Below are 12,887 nucleotides of genomic sequence, written 5' to 3'. Positions count from 1 at the left end.
GTGGCGGCGGTCATAGCAGCAGGGAAACGCCCGGTCCCATCCCGAACCCGGAAGCTAAGCCTGCCCGCGCCGATGGTACTGCACACGCCGGTGTGTGGGAGAGTAGGAAACCGCCGCACTAACACTTCAAAACGTTTCGCCCCCCACCCCTGGGGGGCGAAACCCGTTTAAACACGCACCCAACTAGAGAAACCCACCAACACGGCTTCGTACCGAGTTGCTCGGCGTAGGATGGAAACGTGAGTAACCTCGACATTCTTGATGAAATGACACGCCAACAGCTGAAAACTTTGGCGGGATGGATGAGAGGGAAAAAGACGGTGCTGGTCACGGGGGCTGGCATGTCCACCGACACCGGCATTCCCGATTATCGTGGTAAAGGCAACACCGAGATTCCCTCGGTGGAATACGACCAGTTTGTGAGTGACCCGGTGTGGCAGCGCTGGGTCTGGGCTCGCAACCACCAGACTTGGCAAACCATGTTGTCCCTTGACCCTGCTCCAGCACATCTAGCGCAAGCGAGACTGGAACGTGCCGGGCTGCTGACCGGCATCGCTACCCAAAACGTTGACGGCCTGGATCTTAAAGCCGGGTGCAAGGAAGTCTATGAGATGCACGGTTCTTTCGTGCGAGTGGAGTGCGTGGACTGTGGGGAAGTGACCGGCAGGCAAGCGCTGCACGAACGGCTCACTGAGGCAAACCCGGATTATCCACTTGACCTGAATCCCGCGCACGTCGCCATCCTGGCGGTGGCGGACCGGAAAGCCGCTGAGGCCTGTACGTTCAAAACCGTGCCTTGTGAGCGTTGCGGCGGATTGCTGAAACCCGCTGTCGTGTTTTTTGGACAATTGCTGCCCGCAGAGGTGATGTCTCGGGCATATGCAGCCGCGGCAAAGGCAGACGTAGTAGTGGTAGTTGGTTCTTCGCTGGTGGTGGGGACAGCGACTTATGTGATGCAGGCCGGCTTAGCAAAAGGAGCTCCGTTAGCCATCATCAATCGGGGGCGCACCATGTACGACCGGGCGGCGGACCTGCGTATCGAAGGCGGAGCTTCCCAATGCTTGACGGCCTTGGCGGATTTACTGGGAGCCTGACGGAAGGGTGACTCAGGGTCACTCAGTGGTCCAAAGCTGCGCGCATCTCATCAGCTATATCAGTAAAAATCCCATCGATTCCCCAACTGGCGAGTTCTCGAGCGCGGGAAGGCTCGTTGACGGTCCACACGTTTATCTGTAGCCCTGCGTCCTTGAGACGCCTAGTTATTTCGGCGGTGAGTCCGCTGTCCTCGGGATGAATCGCGGTGGCGCCGACCTGTTCGCAGCGGCTAATCGCGTCATACCACAGACACTCTTTAGTAAATAGGCAGGCCAGCTGTAGATCGGGACGTTGCTGGTGAATCTGGTACAGAAATACGTGGTTGAACGAGCTGATGAACAAATCTTCAGGCCGTACGTCCCGGATTTCGCGTAAAACAGTGTCAATCAACAGGCGAGACATCGCGCCGCCAGCTTCGTTAGATTTCACTTCCAGATTGCACTTCATATGGCTTTCTCTGAGGAACGCCAAAAGGTCGGTGAGCAGGGGAATTTTTTCGTGGCGGTAACTGGTGCCGTCACCGAATTTTGCTCCCGCAGAAATCTCACCGAGATCCGAGAACTTCAGGTCATACATTGAACCGCTGTGGTCTGTGGTGCGATCCAACGTGGAATCGTGCAGGATAACAGCGGTGCCGTCCCCCAGAATGTCAACATCAGTTTCTATCCATTCCACACCGGCTTCGTGAGCCAGCCGGAAGGCGGTCATCGTGTTTTCCGGTGCTTTCCGGTTCAGACCCCGGTGCGCAAAAATTTTCATGGTTTCAGTCTAAGGTTGATTTATGGGCGATGGGTTTGAAACTACTGACATGAAAAGTCGAGACCGAGTCGCAAAGTGGTGGACTTTGCGTGAGGACGGCCGAATTCGCTGCGACTTATGCCCCCGTGCTTGTACGCTGCGCGATGGACAAAGAGGATTTTGCTATACCCGGATGGCTCAAGGTCAAAAAATGGTGCTGGATACCTACGGGCGCTGTTCCGGTTTGGGGCTCGATCCCATCGAAAAAAAGCCGCTGTACCATTTCCTGCCAGGTTCTCAGGTGCTGTCCTTCGGAACGGCAGGATGTAACCTGAACTGCCGGTTTTGCCAAAACTGGGACATCTCGAAAGCCCGGGAAAACGACCGTTTAACCACTGCTGTCAGCCCTGGGGAAATCGCGGATTTGGCGGTGCACTACGGGGCGCAATCGGTCGCTTTCACCTACAACGATCCCACGATTTTTGCCGAATACGCCATAGATACCGCCAGAGCCTGCCACGCCGAGAAGCTGCGGACAGTAGCGGTGAGCGCGGGGTATATCTGTGCCGAGCCACGGCGAGAGATGTATGCGGAAATGGATGGGGCGAACCTCGATCTAAAGGGGTTTACTGAATATTTCTATTGGCATTTGACCGGCGCTCATTTGTGCGACGTGTTGGAAACTATTGCTTATGTATGCAACGAAACCGAGTGCTGGGTGGAACTGACCACGCTGCTAATCCCCGGTCACAACGATTCCGATGGGGAAATTCGGAACCTCTCAAAGTGGATAGTAGAAAATATTGGACCGGACGTTCCACTACATTTCTCGGCTTTCCATCCCGACTGGAAGATGCGCGATGTGCCGCGAACCCCGGCAAGCACACTGCAACGGGCGCGGGAAATTGCGCGAGGCGAAGGAATCCGGTTTGTCTATATCGGCAACATACGCGACCGTGAGGGGGGAACCACGTTTTGTCCCGGGTGCGGAGATTTGCTCATCGTGCGGGACTGGTTCGATGTTTGCGAAAACACGGTTGGAGAGTCGGGACAATGTCCCCGCTGCGCAGCCGTCATACCCGGAGTCTGGGCTTAGTCGCGTTTTCCCTCAAGATATGAGGAAAAAAGTTCATTAGCGGAGCCGCCGAACCACGCTGCAATGAGCTTGGCCGCCGCTTTCGCCTTCACCCCTTGTTGTACCAGATGTTCCATTTTCTCGAGGTGCTGTGTCGAGGTTTCAGATTGGTCCCCGGCTGGTGCCCCTTGGACGACGATAACGATTTCGCCTAAGACCTCGGGGCGTGAGCACAACTCGGAATGCACAGATTCCAAGGTGCCCCTGATGAATTCTTCATGAGTTTTCGTCAGTTCTCGTGCTAGTGCAGCCGGTCGACCGGGGCCGAAAACCTGGACCATAGCGTCCAGCGTCTCGATGACCCGGCGGGGCGACTCAAAGAAAATCAGGGACTCGCTGCGAGCCGCGAGAGATTGCAACGCCTGGTACAAAGCGGCGGGTTTGCGTGGCAAGAATCCCACGAAGGTGAAAGAATCCGTAGGCAAACCCGAACCCACTAAAGCTAGGAGCGGAGCGGAAGGCCCGGGGAGAACCGTAAACGGTATTCCAGCCTGTGCGGCAGCTTGGCTCAGACGAAACCCGGGGTCTGAAATTCCCGGCATTCCTGCATCCGAAACCTGCAGAACCCGTTTGCCATCGCGGGCTAGGCTCAACAATTCCGGGGTTATCGCCGCTTCATTATGCTCATGGTAAGCCAATAGGCGGGCAGACATTTCGACTCCCAGGCGGCGGGCTAAGTCGCGGGTCCGGCGGGTATCTTCACAAGCCACAATGTCCGCGGTGCGAAGCGCCTCGCGTAGACGGGGTGAGCCATCGCCGACATTTCCGATTGGAGTTCCGGCCAAAACCAGGTGTACTTCCTCAAACACCGGGGGATAATCCATGCTCACCATTCCATTCTTCCATTAAACTTGAGGGCGTGAATATCCCACCTCGACCCGCACCCACGGAGTACCGAAACGCTCCCGCATCCGGCCTGGCCCTGCTGCTGCGTCCGGGGAGGAACCGACCGGCCTTCTTGGGCAGTGCTTTCCGAGCTCGGCCCCAACGCGGGGAGCGGGAATACCTCTGGGGTTGGCTGGGACCCCTGGTGTTGGCCCTTCTGGTGTTTTTGACTCGGGTGGTACGTCTGGGCGCAATCAAAACCCTGGTTTTTGACGAAACCTATTATGTCAAAGACGCCTACGGCCTGATTAAGCGCGGCTACGAAGTGCAGTGGCCCAAAGATTACGATGCCACCTTTATCACCGGGAACTTCGAAACTCCGCTAGAAGGTTCTTTCGTAGTCCATCCCACCGTGGGAAAATGGCTGATTGGGGTGGGAATTAAGCTGTTCGGAAATCAACCTTTTGGGTGGCGCATCGCGGTCTGTGTGGCGGGCGCGGTGGCGGTCTACCTGGTGGGGCGCATCGTTTGGGAGCTGTTTGGTAACGCCAAAATGGCCACTCTCGCCTCCGTACTGATGGGTTTAGACGGAGTACAAATTGCTCTGTCTCGCACCGCTATCCTCGACATTATCCTGGAAATGTTTATCCTTCTGGGGGTGCTGTGCGTCGTTCGCGATCAACTCAGCTACCGTCCCCGACTCATTGCTGCCCTTCAAGACATCGATGCGGCCAGGCACACTGAACAGTTGCGTCGACGGCCGCGGGACACTGCGGGAGCGGAAACTTCGCCCGGTAGCAAGCGCCGGACATCCAGCTCCGGAATCGCCCCGGACTTTTCTCGCTTTGCGCTGTCTTGGGGGCCGAGCTACTGGTGGCGTCCCTGGCTTTTCGCGGCGGGCGTAGCCTTCGGGTTGGCCATGAGTGTGAAATGGTCGGGGCTCTATGTAGTGGCGGTCTTTGGGATTTTCGTATTTATTAGAGAGCTATCCGCCAGGTGGTGCACCGAACCGCGATGGATTGGGTCGTCTGTCCTGACCGGAGGGATTCCTGCTTTTTTGAACCTAGTGCCGATTGCCTTCCTGACCTACGTAGTTTCTTGGATGGGATGGTTTACCCATTCACAAGCGTGGGGCCACACCAATCGTGGTTTGGTAGCGGATTGGCTCGATTATCATCGCCAAATTTTCATTTTCCATACCAATCTCAATGCCACCCACCCCTACATGGCTAATCCGTGGGGCTGGCTTTTGCAGCTGCGTCCCACCTCGTTTTATTACGAAGAAGTGCCGGGAGACTGTGGATCCAGCAGATGCGTTGAGGCGGTCAACTCTTTGGGTAACCCGGTTCTATGGTGGGTCGGATTCGTGGCGTTCTTCCTGATTATTGTGGCGGCTTTCGGGTTTCTCGATTGGCGTGCCGGGCTGATTTTTACTGGTTATATGGCCACTTGGCTGCCTTGGCTGGTGTATTCAAATCGGACCATATTCACCTTTTATACGGTGGTTATCTCTCCTTTCATGATTATGGCTGTGGTGTATCTGTTGGGTTTGCTGATGGGGGCTTGGCGAATCACCAAAGACCGAAATTGGACTGGTCGATACAATCTGGTGCCCGATTCTAGTCAGGCTTCACCAGGCGCGTTCATCACTGCCCTGGTGATTGTGGCGTTCATTTTCTTGGCAGCGGTGTTCTTTTTCCCTATCTGGACCGGTATGCCTATTCCCGAAGACCACTATGGGTGGCGAATGTGGCTCAATAATCCCAACATGAAGTGGGCGTATTGGATCTGAGGAACTTACCGGCGGCGTTAGGATAGAGTCATGACTCATATACTTTCTGCCGTCGCTTGGCCCTATGCTAATGGCCCGCGTCACATTGGACACGTTGCTGGTTTCGGAATTCCCTCAGACGTCTTTTCCCGCTATATGCGGATGCGTGGTCACGATGTCCTGATGGTGTCCGGTACAGACGAACACGGCACGCCAATCTTGGTCGCAGCCGAGGCTGCTGGGCTGACCCCGCGAGAATTGGCGAACCAGAACAATCGGGCGATTGTGGAGGATTTGTGTCAGCTGGGTCTGTCTTACGATTTGTTCACTCGCACTACCACGGGCAATCACTACGAGACTGTTCGTGCCATGTTCAAAGTCGTGCGAGACAACGGCTATATGAAGGTACAGACCACCCGGGGTGCAATCTCTCCTTCCACCGGTCGGACCCTTCCGGATCGCTATATTGAGGGAACTTGCCCGATCTGCGGAGCGGAAGGTGCCCGGGGGGACCAGTGCGATGCCTGTGGCAACCAGCTCGACCCTACCGACCTGATTCACCCGCGTTCCAAGATTAACGGCGAGACCCCGGAATTTGTCGAAACCGACCACTATTTCTTAGATTTACCGGCTCTCGCGAGCGCCTTGAATGAGTGGCTTGATGACCGGGAAAAGAACGGCAATTGGCGGCCCAACGTCATAAAGTTCTCCAAGAACTTTTTAAAGGATATTAAACCGCGAGCTATGACTCGTGACATTGACTGGGGTATCCCCATTCCCGGATGGGAGGATCAGCCCAAGCGTCTCTATGTCTGGTTTGACGCGGTAATCGGTTACCTCTCGGCTTCCATTGAGTGGGCGCGTCGTTTTGGTCAGTCCCCAGAAGATTGGCGTCAGTGGTGGAATGACCCCGAAGCCTTGTCGTACTACTTTATGGGCAAGGACAATATCGTGTTTCACTCCCAGATTTGGCCCGCCGAAATGCTGGGCTACAACGGACGTGGAGACTTGGGTGGGCAACCCGGTGACTTAGGAGTCCTGAACCTGCCTACTGAGGTAGTTTCCTCAGAATTTTTGACCATGGAGGGCAAGAAGTTTGCCTCTTCGCGGGGAATTGTGATTTATGTGCGCGACATGCTGTCCCGCTATCAAGTCGATGCACTGCGGTATTTCATCTCTGCGGCGGGACCGGAAAATCAGGATTCTGATTTTACTTGGAGCGAGTTCGTGCGGCGTACGAACTCTGAGTTGGTGGCTGCTTGGGGTAACCTGGTAAACCGCACAGCGTCCATGATTTCAAAGAAATTTGGCGAGATTCCTCCGGCCGGCGATTTCACGGCTGAGGATCAGGAACTTTTGGATGCTGTCGGTGCCGGATTCGAAACGGTAGGTGGCCTCATCGAAAGCCATCACCAAAAGGCTGCTCTAGCGGAAATTATGCGTCTGGTGGGGGAGGCTAACCGTTACGTTGCCACCACTGAACCCTTCAAGCTAAAAGACGAGTCGCAGCGGGAACGGCTAGGGACAATCCTGCACGTTCTAGCCCAGGTGGTGACGGATTTGAATCTGATGATGTCGCCATTCTTGCCGACTTCGTCCAACGCCATCGACAAAGTCTTGGGTGGAACCGGGAAGGTGGCGCCCCTGCCGCGTATCGAGGAAGTTGTCGACCTGGATGTGAAAAACGAGGACGGGAGCGACCGCACTTACCCAATCATCACCGGGGACTATCGCCATGCTCCGACGTGGGAGCGTCATCCGGTACAGGTGGGGCAAGCGGTGGCGAAACCGGCTCCGGTATTCCAGAAGCTAGACGAGTCTGTCGTTGAAGAAGAACACGAACGTTACGCGAATCTGTTGCGCAAGTAACCAGAAGCACTGAGGGCTCCGGTGAGTAAACGCAAGTCAAAGCCAAAGGTGTGGCCGCCCGTACCGGTGAGCGGCCAGCCTTTTGACGGCGGGGAAAGGCCGTTTGGTACTGGCAGATTGTTTGACAATCACACGCACCTGCCTTTGCTGCCGGGGGAATATGTCAGCGATTCCTCCGGGGTGCGGCTCAGCGCAGAAGAACAAATGGAACGGGCGGTACAATCCGGAGTTCAACGTGTCGTCGTCTCCCTGTGCAGCCTTCCAGAAGTTCAGGTGCTCGGTGACGACCGCGAGCGGTTCTCCGGTTCCGCTTTTGAAATGGTGCGGTTTGCGGTGGCGATTCATCCCAATGATGCCCCGCGTCACTTGGGGATTTTGGATACGGCACCGGATAACGTGGCGCAAACGCGTGAACCCTGGCAGGAAACGCCCCTTGACGACGCTTTGGCGGCGGTGGAACGAGCAGCCCGCGAATTTCCCGAGGCGGTGGTGGCCATCGGAGAAACGGGCTTGGACTATTTTCGCACTGCCGAAACGGGCAAGGAAGCGCAAAAACAAGCATTCGCAGCGCATATCGAGTTGGCGAAGGCTCTGGATCTGCCCCTGCAAATTCATGACCGTGACGCCCATCAGGATTGTGTAGAGATGTTGCGACACTGCGGCGCGCCACGAAAAACGGTTTTTCACTGCTTCTCAGGGGATAGTGAGTTGGCCGAAATTTTGGCAGAAAATGGCTGGTATGCGTCTTTTGCGGGGAATGTTACTTACCATGCCAACCAAGATATCCAAGCTGGAGCCCTCGCAATGCCGGCGCATCTGCGCCTCATTGAAACAGATGCCCCGTATCTGACGCCTCAGCCTTATCGAGGCCAGCCCAACGCCTCCTATCTCATCGGGCACACCGCAGACTTCTTGGCCGAACTGACCCAGGTTACGAGCGAGGAGTTGCGTGAACATACTTATCGCAACGCCACAACGGTCTATGAGTTTTAGGATTTATGCAGTTCAGCGCCTTAATGTTAGAAAAGTTAAAAGTGTGAAAGTAGTGGTTTTTGTTAACTAAAGGTGTACAATAGATAACGAACTGGACAAAAATATAACGAATCGATAACATTTTTGTTGATGGAAGAGAACACTGCGATTATGAGCGTATCCCCCAAACGAGCCCCGCGTCACCTTCAAGCTAAGCCGGTTCGAGGCCCTCGAAAGTTTTTTGCGCCCCTCGTTGGTGCATTGGTTGCCACGTTGGTATTGGGTACAGGCATCGGTACCGCATTTGCGATGGCGCATAAAACCGCAACCGTGGTGGCAGACGGAAAAGCCCAAGAACTTGGGGGCTGGGGGGCGACCGTATCCGATTTATTGACTGAAAATGGCGTGAATTTCAGCGCTAAAGACTCCATCGTCCCCGGACCTACAACCGCCGTCAAGAACGGGATGAAGATCACTATCAAAAGCTCTCGGGGGCTAACCGTTATGGTTAACGGCTCCCGGAAGGACGTGGACACGACAGAAAAATCGGCGAGTGCGGCGATTAAGGCTCTCTGGGAAGAACAAGCGGTGCAATTTGTGGGCACCAGCGGCAAGGATTTACAAGGTATGCCCCTGGCTCTCTTTGCTCCCGGCGAGGTCTATCAGTTGGTTCACGATGGTGCTACCGCCCAGATGAAAGCCGCGAAGTCCGACATTACCCCAGAGGACATCCTCGTTCGCAACAAAGTGAAGCTGACTGGGTTGGATCAGGTCCAAGTGCTGTTTAACCCCGGTGCGGCGCCGATTGTGCAGGTGCAGCGCATTACGGAAGAAAACGTCACGACCAGCGAACCGATTCAGTTTGAAACGGAAACTACCAACGATGATTCAAAGTTCACTGACGAAAAGGTCGTGACACAAAAAGGCGTTGCCGGGGTAAAAGAAATCACCAAGAAGGTGCGCAGTATTGACGGTGTGGTCTCCTCCGAAGAAACCTTAAGCGAAAAAGTCGTGACTCAACCGGTTAGCGAAAAAGTCACGGTCGGCACCAAGAAACGTCCCGCCTCTCAACCTATTGCCGCGACCGGCGATGTCTGGAGCAAACTGGCATTTTGTGAAGCCGGCGGGCGTCCCGATACGAACACGGGCAATGGTTTTTACGGAATGTACCAGTTCACGCTGCCGACTTGGCGATCAGTAGGGGGTTCTGGTTTGCCGTCTGAGGCTTCGGCAGAAGAACAGACCCACCGGGCTCAGATTCTGCAAGCGCGTTCCGGTTGGGGACAGTGGCCGGCGTGTTCCCGGAAACTCGGTCTGCGCTAAAATTTTGAGGTGCTGTTGTTAGGTGCGCGCGACATTGTTGAGCTTTGTGCTGCCCTAGAGGTGTCTCCGAGCAAGAAAAAGGGTCAAAATTTCGTTACTGATCCCGGAACTGTGCGGCGTATCGCGGCTGCAGCGGGAGTTACCCCAGGCGATACCGTGGTGGAAATTGGTCCGGGATTGGGCTCTTTGACTCTGGCCTTGTTGGAACGGGGTTGCAAAGTCATCGCCATCGAGATTGATCCGCGTTTGGCTGCCGCCCTACCGGTGACAGTAAAACAACACGGCGCGAACAGCGCAAACTTGTGCGTAATGACGCAAGATGCTCTCGAGATTAGCGGCGTATCCGAACTGGACCTCCCCGAGGAATGGGCTGTGCCGAGTCGGTTGGTCGCGAACCTGCCCTACAATGTGGCCACCCCCCTGCTGCTGCATTTCTTGGAAGTCTTGTCAGATTTGGAGGGCGCCCTGGTTATGGTGCAAGCTGAAGTGGCTGATCGTTGGGTGGCTGGAGTCGCTGACGCAGCCTACGGGGCGCCGAGCGTAAAACTGGCTTGGTGGGGCAGTGCTAAACGCGCTTTTAAAGTAGGGCGAACTGTGTTCTATCCGGCCCCGAATGTGGATTCAGCCGTGGTGGATTTTCAGCGTTTAGAGGTTCGTCAGCGGCTCAAGGAGGACCTGAAATTGAGCGCAGAAGGCTTGACGGATGAGGCAATCGAAACGTTACGGAAGGAAGTGTTCGCGGCGGTAAACGCGGCATTTTCGCAGCGCCGTAAGACCTTGCGGCAGTCTTTGGCTAAATACGCCGGTTCCCCTGATGCGGCCGCGGCTTTGCTCGAGGCTGCTGGTATAACTCCCGGATTACGCGCTGAACGTCTCAGCGTCACAGATTTCACAAAAATCGCGGGTGCAAAACTTTATGGAACGAGCGATACAAAATGAGCGGAGTGCGAATCCTTGAAAATGAACCGGGGCGACGTCTCAAAGTCTTTGCTCCCGGAAAGGTAAACCTGTTGCTCCGAGTGGGCGAGCGACCCCCGAACCAGCCCCGACACGAGCTATTGACAGTATTTCAGGGCCTGGACCTTGGGGAATACTTGACTGTGGAACCTCGTGATGCAGACGAAACCGATGTGGTCCACACCGTGCTGGCACCGGGATTGACGGGACCAAAGAACCTGGACGGGCCGGGAAATCTGGCGCTCAAAGCAATCCAGGCCTTGCGTGTAAACGGCGCCAAAGTGCCTCCCACCAGCATTAAGGTTGAGAAAAATATTCCGGTGGCGGGAGGTATGGCTGGAGGGTCAGCCGATGCCGCCGGCGTGCTCTACGCGGCGAACGCGCTTTACCAACTGGGATTCACCCTCGCTGAGCTGCAGTCTCTGGGGGCTAAACTGGGTGCGGACGTGCCCTTCGGGTTAACCGGTGGAAACGCCTTGGGGCTCGGCTTCGGAGATAAAATGCTGAGTTTACCGGGCGGTACAAAATGTTATTGGGTCTTGGCGGTTTTCCCCCGGGGACTGTCCACACCCAAAGTCTTTGGGGCCTTCGACCGGTTGATTCCTGATCCGCAACCGCTGCCCGCTACGCTCTCACCAGACTTTGTGGCAGCACTGGACGGGGATGTCGCCGAGCTGGCCGGATACCTCCACAACGATTTGCAGGCCGCTGCCCTCGACATTTTCCCTGAACTATCACAAGTTATCACCGCGGCAGAGCAGGCCGGAGCTCTGAAAGCCGTAGTTTCGGGTTCTGGTCCGACCATCGCCGCTCTGTGCCCAGACGCGCCCTCCCAAGAAAACGTAGCGGCGAGGCTTGGCGCTCACCCTTTGATAGCACGAGTTTTCAGTGCTGCCGGACCGGCAAGAGGGGATACCACAGACTCTGAATCCGCGAGTTTTAACCAGTGAAAAGGTAAACTTACCTAGTTTTAACAAATTAAGCAGGTAAGTCCTAACGCGAGTTTCCTAACCTAGAGACGCTAATAAAGTTTCAGGAAAGGAAAACCCTTGAACAAGAAATTTTCTCTGATGGCAGGCGCCGCTATCCTGGTCAGCGCCTCGTTGGGATTGACGGCTTGTGGCGGCAGCGCGACAAACGCGGAAAGCGCCGCAGACAAGACCAAGTATCAGGCAGCCGTTTCCATCGATGATTTTGGCGGAATGGAAGGACTGGAAAAAGCGGCGAAGGCAGAAGGTCAGTTGAACCTCATTGCGTTGCCGCACGACTGGTCAAACTGGGGTGGAGTGATTGAGGCGTTTAAAAAGAAATATCCCGAAATCACTGTAAACGAACAAAACCCCAATGCGTCTTCAAAAGAAGAAATTGATGCCATTAAGACGAACGCCGGCACGGACAAAGCGCCCGACACTGTTGACGTCGGTTTAGCTGTAGCCGTGGATTCCACCCAGTATTTTGCGGCGTACGAAACTCAAGGGGCGGCACAAATCGATCCGAAACTTAAGAATAAAGACAAGCTCTTTACCCCTGATTACACCGGCGTGATGTCTTTGGGTTGGAATAAGACCAAGTACGGCGACGTCAAGTCCATCGAAGATTTGAAAGATCCGAAGTTTGCCGGCGTCGTCTCGCTCAACGGCAAGCCAGCGGAAGCCGGGGCGGCATTCAACGGCTTTATCATGGTGAATCTGGCCAATGGTGGGGATTTGCAAAACCTCCAGCCGGGTCTGGATTTCTTTAAAGAACTCAAGAGCATCGGCAACTTGAACACCATTGATGTGACCTCGGCTACCATCGATTCCGGCCAGACCGCCGCGGTGTTGGACTGGTCTTATAACCAAATTTCGACTCGTGACCGCTTAAAAGGTCAGGGAGTTGAATGGGGAGTCATCGTGTTCCCCGGCACCGAGGTCGGCAGCTATTACCAGCAGGCCATCAACAAGGAAGCTCCCCACCCGGCGGCCGCACGTTTGTGGCAGGAATTCCTTTACACTCCGGAAGCCCAGAACCTGTGGATGAAGGGTGGGGCAATGCCGGTGCTGATGGAACAGATGGAAAAGGACGGCACCATTGATGCCGAGGCTAAAGCCACCTTGATTGAAACCTCTCAACCTCCGTTGACTTACAGTCCGGATGATTCAGCTCGAATCACCACTTGGTTGCAGCAGAACTGGGACAAGGCTATTGGTAACTAAGCCTGTT

11 protein-coding genes and 1 rRNA gene are annotated in these 12,887 nt (G+C 55.2%); 10 read left to right on the top strand and 2 right to left on the bottom strand.

The window, feature by feature from the left end:
• Positions 1-2 precede the first annotated feature (2 nt).
• Together rrf and SPI05_RS02365 are read left to right on the top strand one after the other, a co-directional pair.
• Positions 3-119: ribosomal RNA gene (rrf, locus tag SPI05_RS02370) — 5S ribosomal RNA — on the top strand.
• A gap of 147 nt (positions 120-266) precedes the next feature.
• Positions 267-1,094 carry a Sir2 family NAD-dependent protein deacetylase gene (locus tag SPI05_RS02365; protein WP_321075790.1) on the top strand — a complete coding sequence of 276 codons (828 nt, stop codon included), beginning with the start codon at positions 267-269 and terminating at the stop codon, positions 1,092-1,094.
• 22 nt (positions 1,095-1,116) lie between these two features.
• On the opposite strand, the gene SPI05_RS02360 is transcribed toward SPI05_RS02365, so the two are convergent.
• Positions 1,117-1,854 (bottom strand): glycerophosphoryl diester phosphodiesterase, encoded by a 738-nt coding sequence (locus SPI05_RS02360; protein WP_321075783.1) that lies wholly within the window; start codon positions 1,852-1,854, stop codon positions 1,117-1,119.
• A 22-nt stretch (positions 1,855-1,876) separates the two neighbouring features.
• Here SPI05_RS02360 and amrS point away from each other — a divergent pair, with 22 nt between their 5' ends.
• Positions 1,877-2,929 (top strand): AmmeMemoRadiSam system radical SAM enzyme, encoded by a 1,053-nt coding sequence (amrS, locus tag SPI05_RS02355; RefSeq protein WP_321075782.1) that lies wholly within the window; start codon positions 1,877-1,879, stop codon positions 2,927-2,929.
• Here the strand turns inward: amrS and rsmI are convergent.
• Entirely contained in the window at positions 2,926-3,792 is an 867-nt protein-coding gene (gene rsmI, locus SPI05_RS02350; RefSeq protein WP_321075788.1) for a 16S rRNA (cytidine(1402)-2'-O)-methyltransferase, read from the bottom strand. The genes amrS and rsmI overlap by 4 nt on opposite strands.
• A 35-nt stretch (positions 3,793-3,827) precedes the next feature.
• On the opposite strand from rsmI, the gene SPI05_RS02345 reads away from it, so the two are divergent.
• From SPI05_RS02345 to SPI05_RS02315, 7 genes are all read left to right on the top strand, one after another.
• On the top strand, positions 3,828-5,585 hold the full coding sequence (locus SPI05_RS02345; protein WP_321075780.1) for a dolichyl-phosphate-mannose--protein mannosyltransferase: 1,758 nt from the start codon (positions 3,828-3,830) through the stop codon (positions 5,583-5,585).
• 30 nt (positions 5,586-5,615) lie between these two features.
• Positions 5,616-7,433: a methionine--tRNA ligase gene (gene metG / locus SPI05_RS02340; protein WP_321075778.1), complete on the top strand. Its 1,818-nt coding sequence runs from the start codon at positions 5,616-5,618 to the stop codon at positions 7,431-7,433.
• A gap of 21 nt (positions 7,434-7,454) precedes the next feature.
• Entirely contained in the window at positions 7,455-8,426 is a 972-nt protein-coding gene (locus SPI05_RS02335; protein ID WP_321075776.1) for a TatD family hydrolase, read from the top strand.
• Between the two features lie 129 nt (positions 8,427-8,555).
• Positions 8,556-9,728, top strand: coding sequence for a transglycosylase family protein (locus SPI05_RS02330; RefSeq protein ID WP_321075775.1), 1,173 nt, complete (start codon positions 8,556-8,558; stop codon positions 9,726-9,728).
• Between the two features lie 9 nt (positions 9,729-9,737).
• A complete protein-coding gene (rsmA, locus tag SPI05_RS02325) occupies positions 9,738-10,667 on the top strand; it encodes a 16S rRNA (adenine(1518)-N(6)/adenine(1519)-N(6))-dimethyltransferase RsmA (protein WP_321075774.1) in 930 nt (309 codons plus the stop codon).
• Entirely contained in the window at positions 10,664-11,635 is a 972-nt protein-coding gene (gene ispE / locus SPI05_RS02320) for a 4-(cytidine 5'-diphospho)-2-C-methyl-D-erythritol kinase (protein ID WP_321075772.1), read from the top strand. The genes rsmA and ispE overlap by 4 nt, the downstream gene beginning before the upstream one ends.
• A 99-nt stretch (positions 11,636-11,734) precedes the next feature.
• Positions 11,735-12,880, top strand: a complete 1,146-nt coding sequence (locus tag SPI05_RS02315) for an ABC transporter substrate-binding protein (protein ID WP_321075770.1) — start codon at positions 11,735-11,737, stop codon at positions 12,878-12,880.
• The last annotated feature ends 7 nt before the right edge of the window (positions 12,881-12,887 follow it).

It is taken from the genome of Mobiluncus sp. (genome assembly GCF_034180645.1).
In the GTDB taxonomy this organism is placed as follows: domain Bacteria; phylum Actinomycetota; class Actinomycetes; order Actinomycetales; family Actinomycetaceae; genus Mobiluncus.
The sequence above is the reverse complement of the archived record's forward strand: the minus strand, read 5'-3'. Positions and strand labels throughout refer to the sequence as shown.

Coding starts and splice junctions, on each gene's coding strand:
- SPI05_RS02365 (WP_321075790.1), top strand. CDS start 267: ATGACACGCCAACAGCTGAAAACTTTGGCGGGATGGATGAGAGGGAAA.
- amrS (WP_321075782.1), top strand. CDS start 1,877: ATGGGCGATGGGTTTGAAACTACTGACATGAAAAGTCGAGACCGAGTC.
- metG (WP_321075778.1), top strand. CDS start 5,616: ATGACTCATATACTTTCTGCCGTCGCTTGGCCCTATGCTAATGGCCCG.
- SPI05_RS02330 (WP_321075775.1), top strand. CDS start 8,556: ATGGAAGAGAACACTGCGATTATGAGCGTATCCCCCAAACGAGCCCCG.
- rsmI (WP_321075788.1), bottom strand. CDS start 3,792: ATGGATTATCCCCCGGTGTTTGAGGAAGTACACCTGGTTTTGGCCGGA.
- SPI05_RS02360 (WP_321075783.1), bottom strand. CDS start 1,854: ATGAAAATTTTTGCGCACCGGGGTCTGAACCGGAAAGCACCGGAAAAC.
- ispE (WP_321075772.1), top strand. CDS start 10,664: ATGAGCGGAGTGCGAATCCTTGAAAATGAACCGGGGCGACGTCTCAAA.